Annotated in this window: 22 protein-coding genes; 12 read left to right on the top strand and 10 right to left on the bottom strand. The window is 70.8% G+C overall.

The window, feature by feature from the left end; translation table 11 throughout:
* Positions 1-14: 14 nt before the first annotated feature.
* Positions 15-692 carry a TetR/AcrR family transcriptional regulator gene (locus HUT06_RS43480; RefSeq protein WP_176201022.1) on the bottom strand — a complete coding sequence of 226 codons (678 nt, stop codon included), beginning with the start codon at positions 690-692 and terminating at the stop codon, positions 15-17.
* 99 nt (positions 693-791) lie between these two features.
* Here HUT06_RS43480 and HUT06_RS43475 point away from each other — a divergent pair, with 99 nt between their 5' ends.
* Positions 792-1,310, top strand: a complete 519-nt coding sequence (locus tag HUT06_RS43475) for a hypothetical protein (protein ID WP_176201021.1) — start codon at positions 792-794, stop codon at positions 1,308-1,310.
* Between the two features lie 10 nt (positions 1,311-1,320).
* On the opposite strand, the gene HUT06_RS43470 is transcribed toward HUT06_RS43475, so the two are convergent.
* The 3 genes from HUT06_RS43470 to HUT06_RS43460 all read right to left on the bottom strand — a co-directional run bounded on the left by HUT06_RS43470 (position 1,321) and on the right by HUT06_RS43460 (position 5,068).
* Entirely contained in the window at positions 1,321-3,090 is a 1,770-nt protein-coding gene (locus HUT06_RS43470) for an ABC transporter substrate-binding protein (RefSeq protein ID WP_254715706.1), read from the bottom strand.
* 205 nt (positions 3,091-3,295) lie between these two features.
* Complete coding sequence (locus HUT06_RS43465) at positions 3,296-4,375, bottom strand: inositol-3-phosphate synthase (protein WP_176201020.1); 1,080 nt, start codon at positions 4,373-4,375, stop codon at positions 3,296-3,298.
* A gap of 69 nt (positions 4,376-4,444) precedes the next feature.
* A complete protein-coding gene (locus tag HUT06_RS43460; protein ID WP_176201019.1) occupies positions 4,445-5,068 on the bottom strand; it encodes a PadR family transcriptional regulator in 624 nt (207 codons plus the stop codon).
* 1,227 nt (positions 5,069-6,295) lie between these two features.
* On the opposite strand from HUT06_RS43460, the gene HUT06_RS43455 reads away from it, so the two are divergent.
* The 3 genes from HUT06_RS43455 to HUT06_RS43445 all read left to right on the top strand — a co-directional run bounded on the left by HUT06_RS43455 (position 6,296) and on the right by HUT06_RS43445 (position 13,428).
* Positions 6,296-8,911, top strand: a complete 2,616-nt coding sequence (locus HUT06_RS43455) for a transglycosylase domain-containing protein (protein ID WP_176201018.1) — start codon at positions 6,296-6,298, stop codon at positions 8,909-8,911.
* Between the two features lie 748 nt (positions 8,912-9,659).
* Complete coding sequence (locus HUT06_RS43450) at positions 9,660-11,831, top strand: transglycosylase domain-containing protein (protein WP_176201017.1); 2,172 nt, start codon at positions 9,660-9,662, stop codon at positions 11,829-11,831.
* Positions 11,832-11,970: 139 nt separating this feature from the next.
* Positions 11,971-13,428, top strand: coding sequence for a glycosyltransferase family 87 protein (locus tag HUT06_RS43445; RefSeq protein ID WP_254715705.1), 1,458 nt, complete (start codon positions 11,971-11,973; stop codon positions 13,426-13,428).
* 21 nt (positions 13,429-13,449) lie between these two features.
* On the opposite strand, the gene HUT06_RS43440 is transcribed toward HUT06_RS43445, so the two are convergent.
* A complete protein-coding gene (locus HUT06_RS43440; protein WP_176201016.1) occupies positions 13,450-14,385 on the bottom strand; it encodes a MerR family transcriptional regulator in 936 nt (311 codons plus the stop codon).
* Between the two features lie 305 nt (positions 14,386-14,690).
* Between HUT06_RS43440 and HUT06_RS43435 the strand changes: the two genes are divergently transcribed.
* A complete protein-coding gene (locus HUT06_RS43435) occupies positions 14,691-15,158 on the top strand; it encodes a barstar family protein (protein WP_176201015.1) in 468 nt (155 codons plus the stop codon).
* A gap of 4 nt (positions 15,159-15,162) precedes the next feature.
* On the opposite strand, the gene HUT06_RS43430 is transcribed toward HUT06_RS43435, so the two are convergent.
* The 3 genes from HUT06_RS43430 to HUT06_RS43420 all read right to left on the bottom strand — a co-directional run bounded on the left by HUT06_RS43430 (position 15,163) and on the right by HUT06_RS43420 (position 16,825).
* Complete coding sequence (locus HUT06_RS43430; RefSeq protein WP_176201014.1) at positions 15,163-15,543, bottom strand: DUF4190 domain-containing protein; 381 nt, start codon at positions 15,541-15,543, stop codon at positions 15,163-15,165.
* 168 nt (positions 15,544-15,711) lie between these two features.
* Positions 15,712-16,479, bottom strand: coding sequence for a deoxyribonuclease IV (locus tag HUT06_RS43425; RefSeq protein ID WP_176201013.1), 768 nt, complete (start codon positions 16,477-16,479; stop codon positions 15,712-15,714).
* Positions 16,480-16,519: 40 nt separating this feature from the next.
* On the bottom strand, positions 16,520-16,825 hold the full coding sequence (locus tag HUT06_RS43420) for a hypothetical protein (protein ID WP_176201012.1): 306 nt from the start codon (positions 16,823-16,825) through the stop codon (positions 16,520-16,522).
* Positions 16,826-17,044: 219 nt separating this feature from the next.
* On the opposite strand from HUT06_RS43420, the gene HUT06_RS43415 reads away from it, so the two are divergent.
* The 6 genes from HUT06_RS43415 (at position 17,045) to HUT06_RS43390 (ending at position 20,335) form a co-directional block, all read left to right on the top strand.
* Positions 17,045-17,212 (top strand): hypothetical protein, encoded by a 168-nt coding sequence (locus HUT06_RS43415; protein WP_176201011.1) that lies wholly within the window; start codon positions 17,045-17,047, stop codon positions 17,210-17,212.
* Positions 17,213-17,483: 271 nt separating this feature from the next.
* A complete protein-coding gene (rpsF, locus tag HUT06_RS43410) occupies positions 17,484-17,774 on the top strand; it encodes a 30S ribosomal protein S6 (protein WP_138636747.1) in 291 nt (96 codons plus the stop codon).
* Between the two features lie 37 nt (positions 17,775-17,811).
* Positions 17,812-18,390 (top strand): single-stranded DNA-binding protein, encoded by a 579-nt coding sequence (locus tag HUT06_RS43405; RefSeq protein ID WP_176201010.1) that lies wholly within the window; start codon positions 17,812-17,814, stop codon positions 18,388-18,390.
* A gap of 84 nt (positions 18,391-18,474) precedes the next feature.
* A complete protein-coding gene (gene rpsR / locus HUT06_RS43400) occupies positions 18,475-18,711 on the top strand; it encodes a 30S ribosomal protein S18 (protein ID WP_026403973.1) in 237 nt (78 codons plus the stop codon).
* 17 nt (positions 18,712-18,728) lie between these two features.
* Positions 18,729-19,175 carry a 50S ribosomal protein L9 gene (gene rplI / locus HUT06_RS43395; RefSeq protein WP_176201009.1) on the top strand — a complete coding sequence of 149 codons (447 nt, stop codon included), beginning with the start codon at positions 18,729-18,731 and terminating at the stop codon, positions 19,173-19,175.
* A 494-nt stretch (positions 19,176-19,669) separates the two neighbouring features.
* Positions 19,670-20,335, top strand: a complete 666-nt coding sequence (locus HUT06_RS43390) for a peptidoglycan recognition family protein (RefSeq protein ID WP_254715856.1) — start codon at positions 19,670-19,672, stop codon at positions 20,333-20,335.
* 110 nt (positions 20,336-20,445) lie between these two features.
* On the opposite strand, the gene HUT06_RS43385 is transcribed toward HUT06_RS43390, so the two are convergent.
* Both HUT06_RS43385 and HUT06_RS43380 read right to left on the bottom strand, forming a co-directional pair.
* The gene (locus tag HUT06_RS43385) at positions 20,446-20,634 is read right to left on the bottom strand and encodes a hypothetical protein (RefSeq protein WP_131877625.1); all 189 of its coding nucleotides are present in this window, start codon (positions 20,632-20,634) and stop codon (positions 20,446-20,448) included.
* A gap of 64 nt (positions 20,635-20,698) precedes the next feature.
* Complete coding sequence (locus HUT06_RS43380; protein ID WP_176201008.1) at positions 20,699-22,024, bottom strand: MATE family efflux transporter; 1,326 nt, start codon at positions 22,022-22,024, stop codon at positions 20,699-20,701.
* Between the two features lie 332 nt (positions 22,025-22,356).
* Here HUT06_RS43380 and dnaB point away from each other — a divergent pair, with 332 nt between their 5' ends.
* On the top strand, positions 22,357-25,044 hold the full coding sequence (gene dnaB, locus HUT06_RS43375) for a replicative DNA helicase (RefSeq protein ID WP_217711674.1): 2,688 nt from the start codon (positions 22,357-22,359) through the stop codon (positions 25,042-25,044).
* Positions 25,045-25,093 lie beyond the last annotated feature (49 nt).

Here is a 25,093-nt window from a genome sequence, read left to right as displayed (position 1 = left end):
CCGGAGGGGGCCGGTCATCCGGGGTGGGACGCGGTGCGCTCCAGGCCGTCGAGCAGTGACTGGAGGCCGAACTCGAAGGTCTGGTCGGGGGACGCGGCGTAGCCCGTCGCGGCCGCGCTGTCCAGGCGGGCGCGCAGGCGCGGGAAGCGCTCGGCGATCTCCCGGGCCTGCGCCATGGCGGCGTCGAACTGCTCGCGGGCGCCGCCGTCCCGGTCGAGCCTGCGGGTGAGCGAGGCGGTCGCGGCGACGCCGGCCGCGTTGCCGAGGACGTAGGTGAACACGGCGGCGGCGGCCCGGTCGGCGTCCGCGCCGGTGAAGCCGCCGGCTTCGTACACGGCGAGCTGGTGCTCGTCATGGCGCGCCTTGCTCTCCCCGTAGACGAGGTGCGCGGCGAAGACCTGCACGAGCCAGGGGTGCCGGGTGAACATCCGGTACAGGTCGGCGGCCATGGCGGTGGCGGCGGCGCGCCAGCCGACGGCGTCCGGGTCGGGCAGCGTGAGCTCGCCCCAGACCTGGTCGGTGGCCAGCAGGACCAGGTTGTCCTTGCTCTTGACGTGCCAGTACACGGCGGTGGCGGCGGAGTCGAGCCGCTTGCCCAGGGCGCGCATGTTGAGGCCTTCGAGCCCTTCGTCGTCCAGCAGCGCGACGGCGGTGCGGACGATCTGGTCGCGGGAGAGGGTGTCGCGAGGCATGGACTCCACCGTAGGCACCACTTGCACATAGTTCAAGTCGTGGGTTACCGTTCTCCCCGTCCGGTAATTGAACTAAGTGCAAGTACTGAGGGAGCGCCCGTGAACACCCTTGCCGCCGTCATGCAGCTGCTGGTCGCCGCCGCGTTCGTCAGCATCCCGCTCGTCCGCCACCGGTACGGGCCCGCGGCCAAGGCCGCCGCCGTCGCCGAGCTGCGCCGCCAGGGCGTCCGGCCCGAGGTGCTGGAGGAGAACCGGCTCCGCTTCGACGCGGGCGGCCACGAGACCGCCGCGCCGGTCGCCGTCGCCGCGGTGATGGTCGCCACCGCCGCCGCCAACCTCGCGGGCGCCGACCTCGGAAGGCCGCTGACCTGGGTCTTCTCCTCGCTGGTGCTGCTGATGAACGCCGTGATCGTCTACAGCAACCTCACCGCGGTGAAGTCCGTGCAGGCCGCCTTCCGCCGGAAGGGCGACCCGGAGCTGGCGCGCGTCCGCGTCGCCCCGTTCCTCAAGGCCGCCGAGGACGCCTTCCCGAGCTGGGTGCGCCTCCAGACCTACGTGCGCAACACGGTGGTCTTCGGCGGGTCCGCCCTCGCCCTGGCCGCCGTCTCCTTCGCCTGACCAGCCGGGGTCAGCTGAGCCAGAGTCGGGTGTAGTCGTAGCCGGCGGTGGTGGGCAGGTAGAGGGCGCCGTGGACGCGGGACGAGTGGAACAGCGTCTGCGCCCGGTCGAGCAGCGGGACGATCGCGGCGTCCTCCATGATCTTCTGGTCGGCCTGCTGCCAGTAGCCGGCCGCGCGGCCCGCGTCCGGGGCCGTCAGCGCCGCGTCGATGAGGGCGTTGACCTGCGGGTTGTCGTAACCGCCGTAGTTGGTGGAGTTCTGCCCGTAGGTGCGGCCGTCGAACAGCGGCTGGATGATCGAGCGGCCGTTGTTGCCGTACCAGTCCGGTACCCAGCCGGGGGCGGCGATGTCCCACTCGCCCGCGAGCCCGCGTGCGGGCGTGCCGAGGGTGCCGGCGTAGAAGGAGCCGCCGGAGTCGGCGATGAGCTCGGCCTCGACCCCGCAGGCGTCGAGGTTCTGCGCGATCGACTGGGCGATGAGCTTGTGGACGCTGTTCGTCCGGTACGGGAACTTCAGCTTGAGGTCGGCGTGGCCCGTCCGGCCGAGCAGCTCCCGGCACTTGGCGGGATCGCCGGACTCTCCCGGCGTGGGGTAGTGGTTCACGGCGGCGTAGCCGGAGTTGCCCGGCGGGATCACCGTGTGCAGGGGCCGCGCCACCGACGGCCCGCCGACGATCTTGATGAGGGCGCTGCGGTCGACCGCGTACTCCAGCGCCTGCCTGACCTCCCGCTTGCCGAGCGCGCCGCCGTTGTTGGGGCTGCGGATGTTGAACACCAGGTACGGGCTGTTGTTCGGCGTCTCCCTGATCGCGAAGCGGGGATCGTCGCGGAGCCGGGGGATCGCGGACGTCGGGACGGGCTGGTCCCAGGCGAGGTCGGCGGTGCCCTGCTCCAGCTGCTGCTGGACGGTCTCCGGGGAGTCCTGCCCGAGCGTGATCCGGATCTTGGCGACGTGCCGCTCGCGCAGCGGGTCGGCCGCCGCCCGCCACGCCGGATTGCGGGACAGCATGTACGACAGGCCCGGCCGGTACTCGGTGATCTGGTACGGGCCGTTGGAGATCGTGTGCTGCCGCAGCTCCGGGCCGTCCGGGACGTAGGCGTCGTACTCCTTCGGCGCGGCGGCCGTGTACGGCAGCGCCAGCAGGTTGAGGAAGTCGCTGGCGGGGCGCCGCAGCTCGAACACGAGCGTCCGGTCGTCCTTGGCGCGCACGCCCGCTATCGCGTGGTCGCGCTGGTAGGCCGCCATCGCCCCCGGGTCCTTGGCGTCGACGCCGCCGTAGCCGCGGCAGAACTCGTCCATCCCCTTGATCGTCGAGATGAAGTAGCCCTTGCCGGACGACGGCGCCGCCGGGTTGCAGAGCCGCTCGAAGCCGCGGACGAAGTCCTGCGCGGTCACCGGGCGGGGCGGCTCGGTGTTCCACAGCACGCCCGTGCGCAGCCGCACCGTGTAGGTGCGGCGGTCCTTGGCGATGCCGCCGTTCTCGCGGGTCGGGAGGCGCTCGGCGACGTCCGGGCGGACGGGCACCGTCTCCTGGAAGTCGTTGGACGCCCGCGTGCCGAACAGCGTCCGGGCGAAGGTGCGGGCGAGCCCGTACGCGCCGACGCTCGCCACGGACGCCGGGTCGAGGTGCTCGACGTCGGACGATCCGACGATCCGCAGCGTCCCGCCCTCGCGGCCCTGCCCCGCGGACGCGTCGTCACCTCCCCCGGCGCATCCGGCGAGGGCCACCATCAGCCCCGTCAGCCCTACTGTCACCTTGTACATCTGGCGTGCCGTCACGTTCTCACCTCGGACACTCGGAACCTGGCGCGCAGTCACCGGCGGTGTCACAGTAGGGCCACAGAGTGACAAAGGGCCGGTACATCACCGTTTTCTCTCTAGAAGTAAGGACGCCCTGACAGTGGAGTGTCCACTCTCAGGGCGTCCTTTGGGACTTTTGTGATCGGACTCTCAGCGAGTCGCGATCAGCGCCTCAGCAGGCCGTTCAGCGCTCGACCTCGCCGCGGATGAACTTCTCGACCGCGTCGTGCGCCTGGTCGTCGTTGTACTGCTCCGGCGGCGACTTCATGAAGTAGGAGCTGGCCGACAGGATCGGGCCGCCGATGCCGCGGTCCTTGGCGATCTTCGCGGCGCGCACCGCGTCGATGATCACGCCGGCGGAGTTCGGGGAGTCCCAGACCTCCAGCTTGTACTCCAGGTTGAGGGGCGTGTCGCCGAACGACTTGCCCTCCAGCCGGACGTAGGCCCACTTGCGGTCGTCCAGCCACGGCACGTGGTCGGACGGGCCGATGTGCACGTCGGCCTTCGCCATCTCGTGCGGGATCTGCGAGGTGACCGACTGCGTCTTGGAGATCTTCTTGGACTGGAGCCGCTTGCGCTCCAGCATGTTCATGAAGTCCATGTTGCCGCCGAAGTTGAGCTGGTAGGTACGCAGCAGCTCAACGCCGCGGTCCTCGAACAGGCGGGCCATGACGCGGTGCGTGATGGTGGCGCCGACCTGCGACTTGATGTCGTCGCCGACGATCGGGACGCCCGCGTCGGTGAACTTCTGCGCCCACTCGGGGTCGCTGGCGATGAACACCGGCAGCGCGTTCACGAACGCGACCTTGGCGTCGATCGCGCACTGGGCGTAGAAGCGGTCGGCCTCCTCCGAGCCCACCGGCAGGTACGACACCAGGACGTCGACCTCGGCGTCCTTCAGCGCCTGGACCACGTCGACCGGCTCGGCGTCCGACTCCTCGACCATGTCCAGGTAGTACTCGCCGAGGCCGTCGAAGGTGTGGCCGCGCTGGACGGTGATGCCGGTCGGCGGCACGTCGGCGAACTTGATCGTGTTGTTCTCGCTGGCGTGGATGGCCTCGGACAGGTCCATCCCGACCTTCTTGGCGTCCACGTCGAACGCCGCGACGAACTCCACGTCGCCCACGTGGTACTCGCCGAACTGGACGTGCATCAAGCCGGGGACTCGCGTCTCGGGGGCCGCGTCCTTGTAGAACTCGACACCTTGGACGAGTGAAGAGGCGCAGTTGCCCACACCCACGATGGCTACGCGCACCGAACCCATCCGGTTGCTCCTTCTCTCTAGCGGAACATGTGGTGTTTCACCCGCCCCCGAAGGCGGCGGGCCGCGGAATCAGCGGCCCTCGTCCCGAGGCATGTCCTGATCAATTCGCTTAGCTGACTGTGCTTGCTGCTCCTGCTCGGCCCGCTCGCGCCCGATGAGCTCGTTGAGCCACCTGACCTCGCGCTCGACCGACTCCAGCCCGTGGTTCTGCAGCTCCAGGGTGTAGGAGTCGACGCGCTCGCGGGTCCGCGCCAGGGCGGCGCGGACGCTCTCCAGACGCTCCTCCAGCCGGCTGCGCCGGCCTTCGAGGATCCGCAGCCGGACATCGGCGCGGGTGTGCGAGAAGAAGGCGAAGTGAACGCCGAACCCCTCGTCCTCCCACGACGCCGGACCGGCCTCGGTCAGGAGCCGCTGGAGGCGCTCCTTGCCGTCGGCGGTGAGCTTGTAAACGATCTTCGACCGACGGCTCTGCAGTGCCAGCGGCGTGTTCGCCTCGTCGGGACGGTCCTCGACGATCATCCCGTCCGTGAGAAGCTGCTTCAGGCACGGATAGAGGGAGCCGTAGGAGAACGCCCGGAACATCCCCAGCAGGGCGTTGAGCCGCTTGCGCAGCTCGTAGCCGTGCATGGGAGCCTCGTGCAGCAGGCCGAGCACGGCGAGCTCCAGCACGCCCGCGCCCTTCCTGGCCGCCATCCCGGTTCCCTCTCTCGCAGAGACCGATGTCTCGATCCGATGTATCGAGCGAATGTATCGACTCGATACATCGACAAGATACGTACGAGGTCCCGTCCTGGCAAGTGGGAGTGTCGGGCCGCGGTGGCCGGACGTCCCGGGCCGCGGCGTCACGGGCGCCGAGGTCGGACGCCGAATACGCCGAATTCAGGGTGTATGTGGCGGAAATATGTCAAAGTTGCGCCAGGAACCACCTGGCCCGTCACACGGTCCCGGGCGGCTGACAGCACGGAAGGAGGACCCGGCCGCCCTCGTCGGAAGGGGCGTTGACCGGCCGGGATGGAACTTCACCATGCATGCGCTCCCCCCGCTCACCAGCCCGCACAGTACTCTTCGGACGGCGCACGAGTCGCAACAAGGGCCGGAGGCCGCCCCGGGCCACTGGCAACAACCGTTGTCCCCTGTCGATGAGGTCGCGTGAGTAATCCAAGCCAGCCCCGACCGGAACCCGGGTCGCAGTGGCCGGGCGGGCAGCAGAACCCCCGTCCCGGCGACCCCGGGCGTCCGGGTACCGATGACGCCCCCGGCACGCCGCAGAGCCCCGGCTCCGCGGACAGCCCGGGTCTCATGGGCGGTCATGCCGTCCCCGGCGGCGGTCCCCCCGCGCCCCTCGGCGGTGCCGCGCCGACCGCGCCGACTCCCGCGATCCCGGCGGCGCCCCCCTCTCCGGGACGCCACGCCTCCCCGCCCGCCGGCCCCGCCGCCCTCGGCCAGCCCGCACCAGGTCAACCGGCGCTCGGCCAGCCCGCACCAGGTCAACCGGCGCTCGGTCAGCCCGCACCAGGTCAACCGGCGCTCGGTCAGCCCGCGCCGGGTCAGCCCGCGCCGGGCGGCCCGCTCGGTTCCGGTGCGTTCTCCGCGTCCGGCGGTCCGTCCGGCCCCGGTGGAGGCGCGCCGAGCGGATCTCCCGGGCAGGGCGGGGTGCCCAGGACGGGCCCGCAGTACGGGCCGGGCGGGCAGCCGGGGCAGGGTTCGCCCTCCGGGCCGTCCGGGCCGGGCGGGTTCGGAGCTCCCGGTGGCCCTTCGGCGCCCGGCGGTCCTCCCGCGCAGCGCGGGCCCGGGCCGCAGCAGGGTGCGCTCCCCATGGGCGGTCAGCCCCCGCAGAGTGGACCGATGCAGCCGGGCGGGCCGTCCGCGCCCAACGGCGGTGCGCCGGGACGTCCCTTCGGGCCCGGCGGTCCTGGGCCGATGAACGGGCCTCCCGGCATGGGCGGTCCGCCCGGAACGGCCGGCATGGGCATGGGCATGGGCATGGCCGGCGCCGCCGGTGCGGCGCCGAAGCCCGGCGTCAAGGCGAAGCTCGGCGAGCTCGGGAAGACCGGGCAGGAGCTCGGGGCGAAGCTCACCGCGAAGTTCCAGGGGAAGGGCGTCCGGGCGGCGAACCGGTCCGGTGGTCCGGGCGGTCCCGCAGGGCCGGGCGGCCCCGGAGGACCCGGCGGGCCGGGAGGGCCGGGCAGGCCGGGCGGTCCCGGCGGGCCCGGGCGGCATGGGACGCCGCCGCCTCCACAGAAGAAGGGCTTCCTCGGCCACCTGCGGTCCCGCGAGACCGGCTGGCGGCGGTTCATCCCGTCCTGGAAGATCGTGGCCGGTGTCTGCGGGCTCGGCGTGGCCGCGTTCATCACGCTGATCTGGGTCGCCTACACGAACACGCCCACCCCCGCCGAGCCGACGGTCGCCGGCGTCGAGGACCAGGCGTCCATCTTCTACTACACCGACGGCACCGAGATCGGACGGATCGGCAAGAAGCGGCAGAGCGTCGAGCTGAAGCAGGTCCCGACCTTCGTCCAGGACGCGGTCCTCGCCGCGGAGAACCGCAGCTTCCGCACCGACCCCGGCTTCTCGATCAAGGGCACGACGCGCGCGGTCTGGGACAACCTGACCGGCGGGTCCGGCGGCGGTTCCACGATCACGCAGCAGCTCGCGAAGAACTACTACTCCGACCCGAAGAACCGGACGGTCAACCGCAAGTTCAAAGAGCTGTTCATCTCGGTGAAGCTCGAGGACAAGTACACCAAGGACGAGATCCTCAAGCTCTACCTGAACACGATCTACCTCGGCCGCGACACCTACGGGATCCAGGCGGCCTCGCGGGAGTACTTCGGCAAGAACGTCTGGGAGCTGAAGCCCGACCAGGCGGCCATCCTCGGCGGCATCATCCAGAACCCGAACCGGGACGCGGGCGACCCGAAGAACAAGGCGTGGGTGACCGCGCGCTACCAGTACACGCTCAAGGGCATGGTCTCGATGGGCAAGCTGAGCGAGGCCGACGCCGCGAAGTACATGCAGCGGCTGCCCAAGATCAGCAAGCCGGGCAGCGACAAGCAGCTGTACGGCGGCCAGCGCGGCTACATGCTGACCCGCGCGATGGAGGAGCTGCGCCGCGAGGGCATCGACCGCAAGGAGCTGACGACCGAGGGCCTGCGCGTCTACACGACGTTCGACCGCAAGCGGATGGCGATGGCCAAGAGGGCGGCCGAGAAGACCGTCCCGCAGGTCGACCCGAAGAAGCTCGCGAAGAAGAAGATCCGCGTCGGGCTGGTGTCGGTGAACTCCGCCAACGGCGAGGTGGTCGCCTTCTACGGCGGCCCCGACTACCTGGACCAGTCGTTCAACAACGTGTGGCAGGGCTCGGCGCAGGCCGGGTCGGCGATGAAGCCGTACGTGCTGGCGACGGCGCTGAAGCAGAACTACAGCCTGAAGAGCCTGGTCGAAGGACGGTCGAAGACCCCGATCGGCCCGGACGGCAGCGTGGTCTCCAAGAACGACCCGAACGCCGTGATCGTGCCGAACAGCCATGACGTCGGCCCGGCGATCAACCTGATCAAGGCGACCGAGGACTCGGTGAACACCGCGTTCATCCAGCTGATGGGCAAGGTCGGCATCGAGGAGGTCATCAAGACCGAGACCGACGCCGGCATCGCGTCCGACCTGCTGACGCCGCACAAGTGCTGCCTGAACCTGGCGCTCGGCGTCAACAACATCCGGCCGATCGAGCAGGCCGCGGGCTACGCGGTGTTCGCCAACGGCGGCGTGTACCACAAGCCGCACGTGATCCGCGTCGTCCGGTACAGCGACAACAAGCGGGTCCGGCTGAAGCCGAAGGTCGAGAAGCGCCGGGTGTTCAGCGCGAAGGTCGCGGCGGACGCCACGTACGCGATGCAGCAGGTCATCAAGAGCGGTACCGCGACGGCGGCGGCCCTGCCGGACGGACGGCAGGCGGCCGGCAAGACCGGTACCACCGACCGCAACGTCTCGTCGTGGTTCGTCGGGTACGTCCCGCAGATCTCCACCGCCGTGACGATCTACAACGACGCGGTCGGCTCGGACGGGAAGAAGAAGTCGGTGATCCTGCCGGGGATCGGCGAGGTGGAGGGCGGCACGATCCCCGCCCGCATCTGGCGGTCCTACATGTCGAACGCGGTGCGCGGCATGGACGCCGAGGCGTTCCCGCCGCCCGCGTGGGGCGGAATCGTGCAGAAGTGGGCGAAGCCGCCGGAGAAGAAAAAGAAGGACGACGACCGGCCGCCGTGGTGCGACAACCCGATCGGGCAGCACGACCCGCGCTGCAAGGACGGCGGCGATGACGACGACCGGGGGGACCTCCCGCCGTGCCAGTCGCCGTTCTCCAACGGCAACTGCGACCCGAACAAGCCGCCGAGCAACCCGCCGCCGCGCTGGTGGTGCCAGATGCACCGCGGCGACCCGGCCTGCCGCCGCGGCGGGGGCCGCGGCTTCAGCACCGGGGAGTCGGAACGCGTCGCACCTCTGGCACCCCTGGCCCCGCCGGGACGGCCGCCGGAATGAACCGGCGGGCCGTCCGCACCCGAACCGTCCACTGAAACGTGGGGGTGTGACATGAAGCATGATCGCGAATTGCCGCACGCCAGCGGCCCCGATCCCGCGTGCCCGGCGGGCCGGATGAAGGGCAGCCTCGCCTCACCGGCCTCCGCAGCCGCGGGTGCACAGTACGCTCGGACGACGCATAGCCGTCCCCCAGTTGATGAGGCCGCGTGTGAGTAACCCAAGCCGATACGGACCGGACCACGGAGAGAACGCCGGCCGGAGGGGCTCCCCCCGCCCCGGCTCCGCGGGCACGCCGTCCGGCGGGCAGCGCGGCGGGTCCCCCGGCCCGCCCACGCCCGGCAGGACGCCGCCCGGCAGGACGCCGCGTCCCGGTGGTGGCAGGTCGGGCGGCCGGGGCGGCGGCCCCGCACGGGCGGGAGCGCCCGGCGGCGGGCGGCGCCGCGGGGCGCCGGCGGCATCGCGGTCGGGGCCCGGCGGTCCGCCTCCGGGGCGCCGCGGTCCCGGTGGGCCGGGCGGTCCCGGCGGTCCTGGAGGCCCCGGCGGGCGCGGGCCCGGGGGCCCGGGCGGTCCCGGAGGGCCCGGAGGCCCTGGCGGGCCCGGCGGCGGCGGTGGCGGCGGCTTCTGGGACGAGGAGGAGCGCGGCCGCGGCCGGGGTCGCTCCCGGCGCGAGAAGCGCCCGGACGACCCGGAGAAGACCGGCTGGCGGCGGTACGTCCCGTCCTGGAAGATCACGGTCGCGGTCGTCAGCGTGCTGATCCTCGGCATGGCCGTCCTCGTCGTGGTCGCCTACGCCAACACGCCGCTCCCGACCAAGGCGCAGCAGGACGCGCTCCGCCAGGAGTCGGTGATCACCTACAGCGACGGGTCGACGCTCGCCCGGATCGGCACCCACCGCGAGGACATCGCGCTCGACAAGGTGCCCGACCATGTGGTGAACGCGGTGCTCGCCGCGGAGGACCGCAACTTCTGGAGCGAGCCGGGCATCTCCCCGACCGGCATCGCGGGCGCGGTGTTCCGCGCCGCGACCGGCGGCGACGTCGCCGGCGCCTCGACGATCACCCAGCAGCTGGCCCGGAACTACTGGGCGAACCTCAGCCAGGACCGCACGGTCAGCCGCAAGCTCAAGGAAATCCTCATCTCCGTCCGGATGGGCAAGGAGATGGACAAGAAGAAGATCCTTGAGCTGTACCTCAACGTCGTTTCGTTCGGACGCGACTCGTACGGCATCCAGGCGGCGTCCCGCGCCTACTTCCACAAGCCCGTCACCGAGATCAACGAGTACCAGGCGGCGATGCTCGCCGCGATGATCCAGCGACCGAGCTACTTTCACACCTACGGCCCGACGTCCAACCCGCGCAAGCAGGCGCTGGTCAACCGCTGGAACTACGTCCTCGACGGCATGGTCGAGAAGGGCTGGCTCGACCAGACCAAGCGCAGCGCGGCGAAGTTCCCGCAGACGCAGAAGGACTGGAGCGACGCGCCGGACGACCCGAACGCCGGCTACCTCCAGGCGCGCGTGATCAACGAGCTGGAGTCGCTCGGCATCGACCGGCAGCGCCTCGCGACCGGCGGCCTCCGGATCAAGACCACGTTCAACAAGGGGCTGCAGGACTACACCAACAAGCTCGTCAAGCAGGTCAAGAAGGAAAACAACCTCAAGTCGGACATCTGGTTCGGGCTCGCGTCGATCGACCCGAAGACGGGCGGCGTGGTCGCCGCCTACGGCGGTCCCGACTACCAGAAGCACGCGTTCGACAACTCCTTCCAGGGCAAGGTGCAGCCGGGTTCGTCGTTCAAGCCGATCGTGCTGGCGACCGCGCTCGACCAGGGCATCAGCCTGAAGACGACGATGGACGGCCGCTACAAGCGGACGATCAACGGCGCGACGTTCACCAACGACAGCACGTCCGAGAACGGCGTCTACAACCTCAAGCAGATGACGGCGATGTCGATCAACACCGCGTACGTCGAGCTGGGGCAGAAGGTCCAGCTGACGAACGTCGTCGACATGGCCAAGAAGATGGGCATCCCGGAGAAGACCCCGAGCCTCGACCCGACCTACACCTCGCTGCCGCTCGGCGTCATCGACGCCAGCCCGGTCACCATGGCGTCGGTCTACTCGACGTTCGCGGCCGGCGGCGAGCACCGCGACGCGCACGTGATCGCGAAGATCACGGACGCCAAGGGCCACACGGTCGTGAACAACGAGAACAAGCCGCTGGACAAGCTGCCCTGGCAGAAGCCGACGCGGGCCTTCTCCGAGGGCGTCGCCGCGGACGCCACGTCCGCGATGCAGGCGGTCGTCCAGACCGGCGGTACCGGTACCCGGGCGAGCCTGGGCTCCCGTCCGGTCGCCGGCAAGACCGGTACGACGGACGAGAACAAGTCCGCCTGGTTCGTCGGCTACACGCCGGAGCTGGCGACGTCGGCGGCGATGTGGCGGCAGGACAAGAAGGGCACCCGCAAGTCGCTGATCGGCGTCGGCGGCTACGACCAGGTCTACGGTGGTACCGTCCCGGCCGAGCTGTTCAAGCGCTTCATGCTGAAGGCGCTGGACGGCAAGGAGATCAGCCAGTTCCCGCCGCCCGCCAACGTCGGCCAGCTCGCCCCGTGGGCGAAGGTCAAGCCGACCCCGTCCCCGTCGAACACGCCGAGCCCGACGACCTCGCCGAGCTGCCGTCCGGGGCAGCCGAACCAGGAGCCGGGCTGCCCGTCGTCCTCGCCGTCCACGCCGACCTCGCCGTCGCCGCCGCCGAACAACGAGGACAAGCCCTGCGACGTGCTGAACCGGCCGGAGGGCTGCAACCCGAACCTGCCGCCCGAGGGCGACAAGGGCTGGTGGTGCGCGAAGCCGCAGAACCGCAACCATCCGGCCTGCCGGGAGGAACCGCCGGGCCCGGGGTCCGAGGAGGGCGCGTAGCGCACCCCGGCCGCGTAGCGCGAGCCTGACATCGGGCGGAACGGCCCGGAGCCACTGCGGCTCCGGGCCGTCCCCCTTTTCCGGCCGGTGTCCGGTCCGTGATCGCCGGTACCGCCCCGGACGAATAGTCTTGCTGTCCATGTCGTCGTCTTCTGAGGGGCTCGCGATGTCCGCCGGCAGCGACCCGGCGGACGGCCGCCCCGGACCGCGCCCGCCCGCCCGGCTGATGCGGCTCGCGCCGGTGCTGACGGGGCTCACCGCCCTGGTGTGCCTGCTCGGCTGGCTGCAGAAGCAGCCGTGCGCGTCGTCGCGGTTCGACTTCCTCAAGACGACGGCGAACGCCTGCTACACCGACATCTACCCGCTCTACTACGTGCGCGGGCTGAGCGACGGCAAGCTCCCCTACTTCGACTCGCTGCAAGGGTCCGACATCCACTACGTCGAGTACCCGGTGCTCAGCGGCGGCTTCATGCAGCTGGTGGCGTGGCTCGTCAGCCCGTTCGGGGTGGACGGCCGCGGGATGGCGTTCTTCAACGTCACGGCGCTCATCCTCGCCGTCCTCGCGGTCGCGGCCGTCCTCGCCACGGCGTACGCGGCGGGGCGCCGCTCGCTGCGGGTGGGCCTGATGGTGGCGCTGTCCCCCGCGCTGCTGCTCACCGCGTACATCAACTGGGACCTGCTCGCGGTCGCGCTGTCGGCGCTCGCGGTCGCCGCCTGGTCGGCGCGCCGCCCGGCGCTCGCGGGCGCGCTGCTCGGGCTGGCGATCGCCGCGAAGTTCTACCCGCTGCTGTTCCTCGGCCCGCTGGTGCTGCTGTGCGTCCGCGCCGGTCAGTGGCGCGCGATGGGCCGCCTGCTCGCCGGGACCGCGGGCGCGTGGCTGCTGGTCAACCTGCCGGTGATGCTCTTCGCGTGGGACGGCTGGCTGGAGTTCTACACCTTCAGCCAGAAGCGCGGCGTCGACTGGGGATCGATCTTCTTCGTCCTGCAGGACCACGGGCTGCCGGAGCCCTCCACCGACACCGAACTGCTCAACCTGCTCGGCACCGGGACGTTCCTCGTCCTCGCCGCCGGCATCGCCGTCCTCGCGCTCGCCGCGCCGCGCCGTCCGCGCCTCGCCCAACTGCTGTTCCTGGTGCTCGTCGCGTTCATGCTGCCGAACAAGGTGTGGTCGCCGCAGTACGTCCTCTGGCTGCTGCCGCTCGCGGTGTTGGCTCGTCCTAAGGTGCCCGCGTTCGTCGCATGGCAGATCGGCGAGATCGCCTACTTCTTCGGCATCTGGTGGTTCCTGCTGTCGGTGTCCGGGCAGACGCAGGGGGCGAACCTGTCCGACACCATGTCGGCGGTGCTGAGCCTGGACGCCCCCGAAGGCGGCATCAGCCAGGACGTGTACTCGCTGGCGCTACTCGCCCGGTTCGTGACCGTCCTGGTGCTGGCCGGTCTGGTGGTGTGGGACATCTTGCGGCCGTCCGGTGACATCGTCCGGGCGGACGGCGTGGACGACCCGGCGGGCGGTGTCCTCGACGGTGCCGCGGACGTCGTGTCGCTGGGGCGCTGGCGCGGCGCTCCTCACCACGCCGGCGCCCCAGCACCATCCTGACCTGCCGGGGAGCCGCCCGACTCAGCCGAGCCGGCCGCGCAGCGCCTCGGCGAACCATGCGAACGTCGGAGTCATCGCGGGCCAGGCGGGCCAGCCGTTGATGACGGCGATCAGCTGCCAGTACCGCTCCGCGCGCGGGTCGTTGCCGATCTCGACCTGCTCCAGCAGCTTCCGCCGGAACTCGGGGCCGTCCGCGGCACCGTAGGCCGCCGCGTAGGCGGCGACCAGCTCGTCGAGGACGGGACGGGCCGCGTCCGAACCGGGCTCGATCCCGTCCGCGATCGCCGCCGCGATCCTGTCCCCCGTCATCCGGCCGAGGCCCTCCGGATCCTCGGGGTAGGCGCCCTGCTCGATCTGGGCGGCCTGGTACTCGGCCATCCGCCGCACCGACGCCCGGAAGCCGGGGTCGCCGACCAGCTCGGCGAGCTCGACCCAGGCGTCGACCTGCTCGGGCGCGGGGTCGTCCGGCAGCTCCGGAAGCCCGGACCGCATCTTCGCCTCGAAGTCGGGGCTCAGGTCCAGTCCGGCGAACGACTCGTCGATGAAGTCGGTGATGATCCGCCGGCGCTCCTCGTCGGACAGCCGGGCCAGCTTGTTCATGATCTCGATCTCCTCCGGGGTGGATCCGCGTTTCGCCACCGCCCGCAGCACGGCCCGGCGCAGCCTGAGCGTCCGGATCTGCACGTCCAGCGCCTCCGCGTGCGCCGCCGCGACCTCCCCGACGCCGATCTCGCGGGCCAGCACCCGCTGGATCGTGCCGAGGTCGACGCCGAGGTCCCGCAGCGTCCGCACCAGGTCCAGGCGCGCGGCGGCCTCCGCGTCGTACAGCCGGTAGCCGGCCGCGGTACGGCAGGTGGGCGGCACGACGCCCTCGTCGGAGTAGAACCGGATCGTCCGCACCGAGAGCCCGGTGCGGCGTGCCAGCTCCCCGATCGTGTACAAGGCGTCGCCGTCCATGCCCCTCACCCTGTGCCCTCCACCCGCTGGAGACTCAAGCCATATCTTCCAGGCCGGTGGACGAACCCGGTCACCGGCCTCAGCCGGATGCGCCGCCACGGCATCGCCACTGGTCAGCGCGTCGTCCCGCCGCCACGAGAGCGCTGTGCGACGATCGCGGGCATCGCGTGGGACTTTTCGTGGCCGGAATCTGCCTGCGCCGGGGGATTTCCCGCCGGATGCCGGGGAACTGATCGCGGCGGGCGGGATCGGCCCGGCCCCTCGCGGGACGGATCGCGGGGACGCGGGAACTGCCGGGAGAGGACGTGGACGCGAACCAAGCACTGAACGAGCTGCTCGCGGGACGGCTGGAACCGGGCGTCTACCAGTGGCGGACGCCCCCGGTGCCGGGCGCGGTCGGCGACACGAGCTGGACGGAGCGGGCCGAGGAGGCCGGCTGGCGCGGCTTCCACCTCGACGGCCGCCGCGCCCGCGACAAGGCGGGGTTCCTCCGGTTGTGCGCCGCGGTGTTCGAGGCGCCGGCGCTCGCCGACGGCGACTGGGACGACCTCGCCGCCGCCCTCAGGGACCTGTCGTGGGCGCCCGCGAAGAACGGCTACCTGGTGCTGTACGAATCCTGGGCCGAACTGGCCGACACCGACCACAAATCGCTGCGGATGGTCCTCGACGTGTTCGGCGACGCGGTCAAGGCGTGGCGCGCCACGTCCACCCCCATGACGGTGCTGATGTCCAGCGTAGGGGTGGAGGTGGCGGGCGTCCCACGGCTGGCCTGAGCGGTCAGTACGTGCTGCCGCTGCTCGCGGCGAACATCGCGATCCCGAGGATGTAGAAGAGCAGGATGAGCAGCCAGCCCGCGCTGATCAGGTAGCCGAGGATCAGTCCGGTGACGGCCATGCCGTGGCCGCCCTCGCCGGTCCGCTTGATCTGGCTCAGCGACACGTGCCCGAAGATGACCGCCAGGATGGACGTGACACCGCACGCGAAGAACCCGATGAGCCCGCAGACCAGCGACGCCGTCGCCATCCCGTTGGTCGGCGGGGCGACCGGCATCGAAGCCCCGTAGTAGTGGTGCTGCACGGCCGGGGGCTGGGAGTAGGACTGCTGCGCGTACGGGTCCTGCGATCCGTAGCCGTAGGGGTCGTAAGGGGGCTGTGCCATGTGCATCCCGATCGGTTCGCGCGCCCGCCGGCCGGAGAGGACGCGCGTGCGCTGAGGGCTGGGTTCCGGATTATGCCAGTGTGACGTGACCTTCGGATTTTGTCGTCAGGCTGGTCGCACCCGGTTTAGATGCCGCGCACGCTGCGCGGGTTCCAGGAACCGCGCTCCTCAGAGCTTCGAGCGCAGCCACGCGATGTCGTCGGCCTGCCCCGCCGCCGGCGTCTCCACCACGACCGGGGCGCCCGCGGCCCTGACCACGGCGAGGATCAGCTCCGGGTCGATGCTGCCGCTGCCGAGGTTGGCGTGCCGGTCGGCGCCCGACCCGAACGCGTCCCGGCTGTCGTTGCAGTGCACCAGGTCGACGCGGCCGGTTATGGCCTTGATCCGGTCGACGGCGTCGACCAGTTCCTCGCCGGCCGCGTGCGCGTGGCAGGTGTCGAGGCAGAAGCCGAGCTTGCCGTCCAGCCCCGGAACCCCGGACAGCACCTCCCACAGCCGGGCGATCCGGTCGAACTTGCGCGCCATGGCGTTCCCGCCGCCGGCCGTGTTCTCGATGTAGACCGGAATCGGACACTCGACCCGCTCGAACACCTTGCGCCAGTTCTCGAAGCCCGTCTCGGGGTCGTCGTCCTTCAGCACGTGCCCGCCGTGCACGATCAGCGCCGTCGCCCCGATGGACGCGGCCGCCTCCAGCTGCTGCGTGAGGTTCTTGCGGCTCGGGATGCGGATCCGGTTGTTGGACGTCGCGACGTTGATCGTGTACGGAGCGTGCACGAAGACGTCCACGCCGGACCCCGCCAGCGCCTCGACGCCCTCCGGCAGGACGGGCTTCTTCCAGCCCTGCGGGTCGCCCAGGAAGAACTGGACGACGTCAGCCCCGACCGCGCGGGCGTTGTCGAGCGGGTTCTGCTGGTCGACATGGGCTCCGATGCGCATGCCGACGAGCCTATCCGCGCTCTGCGACACCCGGGACGGGTCAGATCGAGAAGCCGCCGTTGCTGAGCGCGAAGCCGGTGCCGATGAACGCGGTGATCATGCCGATCACGTTCAGCCACCGCTCATTGGTCGTCGCCGAGATCATCTGGGAGTACAGCGCGAGCGGCAGCCCGATCACGCCGAGCACGGCACCGGGGAAGTGGGTCTCGGGGAACCAGCCCAGGAACAGGGCGGCGACCCCGATGGTGATGGCGGCCACCGCCAGCACGCCCTGCAGCCGGCGGGGCTCCTGCCTGGTCTCGGCACGTGCCGGCGTCCGCCGTGCGTCGGTTGCCTCCTGCGGCATCGGATCCTCCTCAGGTGGTGCTCCCGCGCTTGGGGCGCATGGTGAACGCGGGACCGGACGGACCATGCCCATAAGGGAATTCCCAGCCCAAGCGAAGATCAACCAGCGTGGGCGGTCGGAAAATGTCGGCGGCACCCGGTACTGTCGAACATGGATTCGAGAACACCGGCTCGGTCCGGCCCCCGAGGGGAAGCGGGGGAGAGCAGGAGGTTGCACACCGTGACGAAAGCGGAGTTGGGGCTCATCGGCGACGCGGAGCTCGTCGAGGAGCTGTCCCTGCTGACGACCCAGACCGCCCGCATGCGCGCCCGCATGGCCGACATCATGGCCGAACTGGAACGCCGCCGCTGCACCAGACCCACCCACCCCACCTACCAACGCCACTGACCCACCCATGCCCCACCAACCGGCGCGGTGTCGGCTTGTGGGGGCGACCCCACACACCCCCGGCAAGGGCGGTACAAGCCGGTTCCCTCCGTTCCGCTGGCGCTCCACTGCGGGAACCGGCTTGTACGCTGCCGACTGTTGGTAGCCTGTATCGGTCTCGCGGCAGGTGCGCCCGGCAATCCGGGGTCCAGTACCGCCGCGGCGGACGCAAGAGCCCTCCTGTCACGGAGAGACCGTGACCGCATCAGTCCAGAGGAGGTAGGGACACAGCATGCGTCGTTACGAACTCATGACCATCCTCGACCCCGCCATCGACGAGCGCACCGCGAACGCGGCGCTCGAGCCGTTCCTGAAGGTCGTCCGGGACGGCGGCGGCAGCGTCGAGAACGTCGACGTCTGGGGCCGCAAGCGCCTGGCGTACGAGATCCAGAAGAAGTCCGAAGGCATCTACGCGGTGATCGACCTGTCGGCCGAGCCTGCCACGGTCAAGGAGCTCGACCGGCAGCTCAACCTGAGCGAGTCGATCCTCCGCACCAAGGTCATCCGCCCCGAGGTCCACTGAGCCAGGCTCAGCCCTCTCATCAGCCGGAGCGAGCCCCATGGCAGGCGACACCGTAATCACGATCGTCGGGAACCTCGTCGAGGACCCGAATCTCCGCTTCACCCCGAGCGGCCAGGCGGTCGCGTCCTTCCGCATCGCCTCGACCCCGCGGTTCTTCGACCGCCAGTCGGGCGACTGGAAGGACGGCGAAGCCCTGTTCCTGACCTGCAACGTCTGGCGGCAGGCGGCCGAGAACGTCGCCGAATCGCTGCAGCGCGGCATGCGGGTCATCGTCCAGGGACGCCTCAAGCAGCGGTCGTACGAGACCCGCGAGGGTGAGAAGCGCACCGTCTTCGAGATCGAGGTCGACGAGGTCGGCCCGTCGCTGCGCAGCGCCACCGCCAAGGTCAACAAGACCCAGCGGCAGGGCGGTGGCGGCGGCTTCGGCGGCGGTGGCGGCCAGGGCGGCGGCGGCTTCGGCGGCGGCGGCGGTCAGGACGGCGGCTTCGGAGGCGGCGGCGGCCAGCAGGGCGGCGGCGGCTTCGGAGGCGGCGGCCAGCAGGGCGGCGCCCCCGCGGACCCGTGGGCCACGGGCGGCGGCGGTGGCGGCGGCTACTCCGACGACCCCCCGTTCTAGGCCCCGACGCTCCGGCGCGACCACGACACCATCCAGTACACGTCCATTCCCGCGTGAGCGGGGCTCTCCCAAAGGAGCACCACGATGGCGAAGCCACCTCCCCGCAAGCCGAAGAAGAAGGTTTGCGTTTTCTGCCAGGAGAAGATCTCCTACGTCGACTACAAGGACACGGTCCTGCTGCGGAAGTTCATCTCCGACCGCGGCAAGATCCGTGCTCGGCGGGTGACCGGCAACTGCACCCAGCACCAGCGGGACGTCGCCACGGCGATCAAGAACGCCCGCGAGATGGCGCTGCTGCCGTACACCAGCACCGCGCGCTGAGGCAGGGGGTATAGATCATGAAGCTCATCCTGACCCAGCAGGTCTCCGGGCTCGGCGAGCCCGGTGACGTCATCGAGGTCCGCGACGGCTACGGCCGCAACTACCTCGTCCCCCGCGGGTTCGCGATCCAGTGGACCCGGGGCGCCGAGAAGCAGATCGACTCCATCAAGAAGGCGCGTTCGGCCCGCGAGATCGCGACCGTCGAGCACGCCAAGGAGGTCGCCGACCAGCTCGGCGGCCTGCGCGTCACGCTGCGCACCCGGACCGGCAGCAACGGCCGCCTGTTCGGCGCGGTGACCGCCGCCGACATCGCCGAGGCGGTCAAGGCCGCCGACGGCCCCGACCTGGACCGCCGCCGCATCGAGATCGGGAACCCGATCAAGACCGTCGGCACCCACCGGGTCAGCGTGCGCCTGCACAGCGACGTCAGCGCCACGATCGACGTCAACGTCGTCGAGGGCTGACGCACCCACCGCACCACCGAACGGCCCCCGAGTCCCACAGGCTCGGGGGCCGTTCCACGTCCACCCCCTTGCCCCTGCACCTCGGCCGAGCTGCGCGTTCGAGTTCCCTGGGTCTGCGTCTTTCCGCTACTTGCCGTTGCTAGGGCGGTGCATGCGTTCGGTGGGGACGGGGTGCGTGGAGACGGCTCTGGATCCCGCAATCTCTTGCACAAGAGCAGGGCGAACGCCGTCCAATGGCAGGGATCGTGCGCTGGGTTTCATGTGAAACGTCCCTGAACCGCCCTGTGTTTGGGTGATCGCCAGAGCGGCCATTACGTTCCGTGATCAGTTGATCCGGAATGAGGGGGGACGGTGTGATCGCGCATTCGGGGGACGGCGCGGACGACCGGGACCGGCGCGGCCTGCCGGTGACGCGCCGGGCGCTCATCGGCGGCGTGGCGGGGGCCGGCCTGCTGGAGATGCTCTCGATGGCGTCGCCGCTCCAGAATGGGGCCATGGCGGACGAGGGGATGGCGGTCCCCGTCGACTTCACGGCGGAGAACCCGCACATCTACACACGCGCGCAGTGGAACGCGAGACCGCCGAGGCGGCCGGCCAAGGTCCTGAAGCGGGCGCCGGATCACATCATCGTGCACCACACCGCCACGGCCAACACCAGCGATGTGTCGCTGTCCCACGCGTTCAGCCTGTCGCGGTACATCCAGAACTTCCACATGAACAAGAACGGCTGGGACGACACCGGTCAGCAGCTCACCATCAGCCGCGGCGGCATCGTGATGGAGGGCCGCAACCGCAGCCTGAAGGCGATCCGCGCCGGCGACCTCGCGGTGGGCGCGCAGGTCCTGCACCACAACCAGCACACGCTCGGCATCGAGAACGAGGGGACGTACACGTCACGGGCGGTCCCCGGCAAGCTGTGGGGTTCGCTGCTGGAGGTCTGCGTGTGGCTGTGCCGGCAGTACAACCTGGACCCGGCCCAGGCCATCGTCGGGCACCGCGACTACAACAACACGTCCTGCCCGGGCGACAGGCTCTACGCGCGACTGCCCGAACTGCGCCGCGCGGTCGCCGCCCGCCTGGAGACGTCCAACCCGAGCCAGAACAACGCCGACAACGGCTCAATCCTGCCGATACTGCCGCCCCTCGACAACCTGACCTGACCCTCCCCCTCCACGGACGCCACTCGCGTGAAACGCTCGCGCATCACCGCCAGTACGAGAACGCCTGCGCGATGCCGTCCGTAGCCCTTGGGGTGGTGGTCGGGGTGGGTTTAGGTGTCGGGGGTCGTGTAGCGGGTTCGGCGGCGGGCTATCTCGGGGTCGATGCCCTCGACCAAGGACCAGATGCCCGCCACCCGTTCCACCAGGGTCTCCGGGGGCAGCCCGGCCAGGCCCTCGGCCGCCAGGTCGTCGATCGCCTGCGTCAGCCGGGCCATCCGCTCGCCATGGGTGGAACACATGTTCGAATCGTAGCGGGTGGGGTCGGTGGTGCGGGTGCGATTCCCAGGATTTTGCCCACGCGGGTCAGCGGACGGCCCCGGTGACCATCCAGCGGTCGCCGCGGGCGCGCAGCCCCAGGGTGATCATCCGGGTCAGCATCCACAGGCCGATCGCGACCCACAGCCCGATGAGGCCCGCGTCCGCCCGGTACAGGACGAGCGCGGCGGGGAGGAAGACGACCGTCGCGATCAGCGTGGTCGCGGCCAGGTAGGCGCCGTCGCCGGCGCCGATCAGGATGCCGTCCAGGACGAACACCACGCCCGCCACCGGCTGGAGCAACGCGACGAGGAGCAGTGAGGCGAGCAGCAGGTCGCGGACGTCGCCGTCCCCGGTGAACAGGCCGGGCAGCCACGGGCGCACGGCGAGGACGGCCAGCCCGAACACGATGCCGCAGCCGATGCCCCACCAGACCATCCGGCGCGTGATGGCCCGGGTGCCCGGGATGTCGGACGCGCCCAGGTAGCGCCCGGTGATGGCCTGCCCGGCGATCGCGATGGCGTCGAGCGCGAACGCAAGCAGCGTCCACACCTGGAAGCCGACCTGGTACGCGGCGATCTCCTCGTCCCCCATCCGGGCGGCGATCGACGTGCCCACGATGAGGACGACGCGGAGCGCGGCCGTCCGCACCAGGAGCCCGAAGCCCGCCGTGGCGGACGTCCGCAGGCCCTCCAGGTCGGGACGGACCGGGGCCCCGTGGCGGCGCGCCCCGCGCAGGACGACGGCCGTGTAGACGGCCGCGCTGCCCGTCTGGGCGAGCACGGTGCCCCAGGCCGAGCCGGCGATCCCCCAGTCCAGGACGATCACGAACACCACGTTGAGCAGCAGGTTCGCCGTGAAGCCTCCGATGGAGACGGCGAGCGGCGTGCGCGTGTCCTGGAGGCCGCGCAGCACGCCGGTACCGGCGAGGACCAGCAGCATCGACGGGATGCCGAAGAGGCTCACCCGGAGGTAGGTCACGGCGTACGGGGTCACGGACGGGGACGCGCCGAACGCGTCCACGATCCACGGGACGAGCGGCCATCCCGCGACGATCAGCACCGCGCCGATGGCGACCGCCAGCCACATGCCGTCGATGCCCTGCCTGATCGCGGCCCGCATGTCCCCGGCGCCGACCTGCCGCGCTACCCCGGCGGTGGTGCCGTAGGCGAGGAACACGCACAGGTAGACGAGGGTGCTGAGGGCCTGGCCGGCGACTCCGAGCCCGCCGAGCTGGGCGGTGCCGAGGTGCCCGACGATCGCCGAGTCCGAGAGCAGGAACAGCGGCTCGGCGACGAGCGCGCCGAAGGCCGGCACGGCGAGGCGCAGGATCTCGCGGTCGTGCGCGGTCGCGAGCCGCCGGGAAGTCGTCACCGCGCCGAGGCTACCACCGGAGTAACTGTCCTAAGAACTTCAAGCCTTACATGGGCGCGGACGGCCGACTTTCTTTCCCGCACAGCCGGTGGACGACGTTGCCGCAGGTCAGCGGAGTGGGGCGGGGGTCGTCCGGCGGAAATCCACAAAGTTGTCCACAGGTCGTGCACAACCATAACGGCGTGTCTGCACAGGCAGTCCACAGGGTTGTCCACAGGCTGCTTTGCTCCCGGCCGCGCGGCCTCGGGAGAATGTCGGACGCGTCAGGTAGACGTGGGACGAACGGTCGGCGACGCGGGGCCGCCGGCGGCCGAGATGAAGGGGGTGCGACGGTGAGCGTGGCCGACATCGGACCGCAGGAGCACGAGTTCGAACGCACCCCGCCGCACGACATCTCGGCGGAGCAGGGCGTCCTCGGCGGCATGCTGCTCTCCCAGGACGCCATCGCCGAGGTCGTCGAACTGCTGCGCACGCCCGACTTCTACCGGCCCGCGCACCAGATCATCTACGACGTCATCCTCGACCTCTACGGCCGCGGCGACCCGGCCGACGCCGTCACCGTCGCCGGCGAGCTCACCAAGAACGGCGAGATCGCCCGCATCGGCGGCGCCCCCTACCTGCACACCCTGATCTCCCTGGTGCCCACCGCGGCCAACGCCGGGTACTACGCCAAGATCGTCCACGAGCGGTCGATCCTGCGCCGCCTGGTGGAGAGCGGCACCCGCATCGTCCAGATGGGCTACGCGGCCGACGGCGCCGACGCCGACGAGGTCCTCGACCGCGCCCAGGCCGAGGTCTTCGCCATCGCCGAGAAGCGCGCCGGCGAGGACTACGTCGCGCTGTCGGAGATCATGCCCGGCGCCCTGGACGAGATCGAGGCCATCGGCAGCCGCGGCGGTCAGATGGTCGGCTGCCCCACCGGCTTCGCCGACCTCGACGCCCTCACCAACGGCCTCCACCCCGGCCAGATGATTGTGGTGGCGGCGAGGCCTGCCATGGGTAAGGCTTTGAGCCTCAATGTCCCACTTCCCACCCCTTCGGGGTGGACGACCATGGGGCAAGTGTCCGTTGGTGACCAGCTGATCGGGGCCGACGGGAAACCGACTCGCGTCGTCGCCGCCACCGACGTGATGTATGGCCGTCCCTGCTACGAGATCGAGTTCTCCGACGGCGAGGTCATCGTCGCCGACGCCCAGCACCAGTGGCGCACCTCGGCACGCCTGAGGAACGGCGCTGCGTCGCCCTCGGCCGAGGTGGCCTCCAGACGCGCCCTGACTAACGTCAACACGAACTTCCGCATGGCCATCTCCGGGAAGCGACGCGGCCGGCTCGGACGAATCGGAGTCGAGTCGGTCCCGGACGCCTTCGATCCCCCGTTCTTCATCGCCGCCGGGCGCGGCGACCGGTCCGCTGAGGCGGTCCGCGCCGCGCACGCGGTGACGAGGGGGAACGCTCAGCGCGGTGAGCCGGGCGATCGCTCCCAGCACCGGACGAGCGATTCCGTTCAGCGCTGCCGCGGCCGGTTCGACCGAACAGGGGCTCAGCCGTCGGAGAGCCCTGACGCGGCACGGAAGACGGCCCGTCACCGCGCCGTCGTCGTCCCGCCGCAGGAGATGCAGGCTGGGCGCTCGCGGATTCGCACGACCGAGCAGCTGCTCGCGACGCTCCGGCACGAGGGGCGTCCCGCGCACACCGTCGAGGTCGCCGGCGCGTTCGACCTCCCGGAGGCCGAACTCCCCGTCGACCCGTACGTCCTGGGCGTGCGGCTCGGCGCCGGTGAGGCGGGAACCGACGGCATCACCTGCCTCGACCGCGAGGTCATCGCCCAGCTGGAGGCGACCGGCGCGCAGGTCCTCCCGGAGCCCATCCCCGGCTGCTACGTGCTGCCGGGGGTGCGTCGCCGCCTCGGGCCGTCCGACGGTGGGCAGATCCCCGCCCGGTACATGCGTGCGTCCGCGGCCCAGCGGCGAGCGCTGCTCGCCGGGATCCTCGACGTCCGCGGCCACGTGGCCGCCGATGGACGCGTCGACCTCGCCTTCTCCTCCGCTCGGCTCGCCGAGGAGGTGCACGAACTCATCCTCAGCCTCGGTCACCGTGCCGAGGTGACGACGTCGGGCCCCGCGGCGGAGGCCGTTCACGAGATCGCCTTCACGCCCGCCGAGACGGTGTTCCGGCTGCCGCGCAAGGCGGCACGGCAGCCCCAGAGCGTCCCATCCGAGGCCCGGGTGCGGTACATCGTGGACGTCCGGCCCGTGGAGAGCGTGCCGGTGCGGTGCGTGCAGGTCGACAACGACGACCACATGTACCTGGCCGGACGGCACTGCGTCCCGACGCACAACTCGACGCTCGCGCTCGACTTCGCCCGCGCCGCGTCCATCAAGCACGGCCTGACCTCGGCGTTCTTCAGCCTGGAGATGGGCCGCAACGAGATCACGATGCGGCTGCTGTCCGCCGAGGCGCGGGTGGCGCTGCACGCGATGCGGTCCGGCACCATGCAAGACGAGGACTGGACGCGCCTCGCCCGCCGCATGAGCGAGGTCGCCGAGGCGCCGCTGTTCATCGACGACTCGCCCAACATGTCGATGATGGAGATCCGCGCGAAGTGCCGCCGCCTCAAGCAGCAGCACGACCTGCGGCTCGTCATCATCGACTACCTGCAGCTGATGACGTCCGGCAAGCGCGTGGAGAGCCGCCAGGTCGAGGTCTCGGAGTTCTCCCGCTCGCTGAAGCTCCTCGCCAAGGAACTCGGCGTCCCGGTCATCGCGCTCTCGCAGCTCAACCGAGGCCCCGAACAGCGAACGGACAAAAAGCCCATGGTGTCCGACCTTCGCGAATCGGGATCAATCGAGCAGGATGCGGACATGGTGATCCTGCTGCACCGCGAGGACGCCTATGAGAAGGAGTCGCCGCGGGCCGGTGAGGCCGACCTGATCGTCGCCAAGCACCGCAACGGCCCGACCGCCACCGTCACGGTGGCGTTCCAGGGCCACTACAGCCGCTTCGTCGACATGGCCCAGTAGCCGGTCTCGGTCCGGACGCGGCCGCATCGCGGCACAGCCGTTGCGCCTC

Origin of the sequence: Actinomadura sp. NAK00032 (assembly GCF_013364275.1) — a bacterium.
In the GTDB taxonomy this organism is placed as follows: domain Bacteria; phylum Actinomycetota; class Actinomycetes; order Streptosporangiales; family Streptosporangiaceae; genus Spirillospora.
Note: the sequence above shows the minus strand (reverse complement) of the source record. Positions and strands in the feature narration are given on the sequence as shown.

Bases quoted from the DNA above. Each gene is read 5' to 3' on its own strand.
- HUT06_RS43480 (WP_176201022.1), bottom strand. From the start codon at position 692: ATGCCTCGCGACACCCTCTCCCGCGACCAGATCGTCCGCACCGCCGTC.
- HUT06_RS43455 (WP_176201018.1), top strand. From the start codon at position 6,296: ATGAACGGGCCTCCCGGCATGGGCGGTCCGCCCGGAACGGCCGGCATG.
- HUT06_RS43385 (WP_131877625.1), bottom strand. From the start codon at position 20,634: ATGTGTTCCACCCATGGCGAGCGGATGGCCCGGCTGACGCAGGCGATC.
- HUT06_RS43405 (WP_176201010.1), top strand. From the start codon at position 17,812: ATGGCAGGCGACACCGTAATCACGATCGTCGGGAACCTCGTCGAGGAC.
- HUT06_RS43420 (WP_176201012.1), bottom strand. From the start codon at position 16,825: ATGCCGCAGGAGGCAACCGACGCACGGCGGACGCCGGCACGTGCCGAG.
- HUT06_RS43390 (WP_254715856.1), top strand. From the start codon at position 19,670: ATGGCGGACGAGGGGATGGCGGTCCCCGTCGACTTCACGGCGGAGAAC.
- rpsF (WP_138636747.1), top strand. From the start codon at position 17,484: ATGCGTCGTTACGAACTCATGACCATCCTCGACCCCGCCATCGACGAG.
- HUT06_RS43460 (WP_176201019.1), bottom strand. From the start codon at position 5,068: ATGGCGGCCAGGAAGGGCGCGGGCGTGCTGGAGCTCGCCGTGCTCGGC.
- HUT06_RS43430 (WP_176201014.1), bottom strand. From the start codon at position 15,543: ATGGCACAGCCCCCTTACGACCCCTACGGCTACGGATCGCAGGACCCG.
- HUT06_RS43425 (WP_176201013.1), bottom strand. From the start codon at position 16,479: ATGCGCATCGGAGCCCATGTCGACCAGCAGAACCCGCTCGACAACGCC.
- rpsR (WP_026403973.1), top strand. From the start codon at position 18,475: ATGGCGAAGCCACCTCCCCGCAAGCCGAAGAAGAAGGTTTGCGTTTTC.
- HUT06_RS43465 (WP_176201020.1), bottom strand. From the start codon at position 4,375: ATGGGTTCGGTGCGCGTAGCCATCGTGGGTGTGGGCAACTGCGCCTCT.
- HUT06_RS43445 (WP_254715705.1), top strand. From the start codon at position 11,971: ATGTCGTCGTCTTCTGAGGGGCTCGCGATGTCCGCCGGCAGCGACCCG.
- HUT06_RS43440 (WP_176201016.1), bottom strand. From the start codon at position 14,385: ATGGACGGCGACGCCTTGTACACGATCGGGGAGCTGGCACGCCGCACC.
- rplI (WP_176201009.1), top strand. From the start codon at position 18,729: ATGAAGCTCATCCTGACCCAGCAGGTCTCCGGGCTCGGCGAGCCCGGT.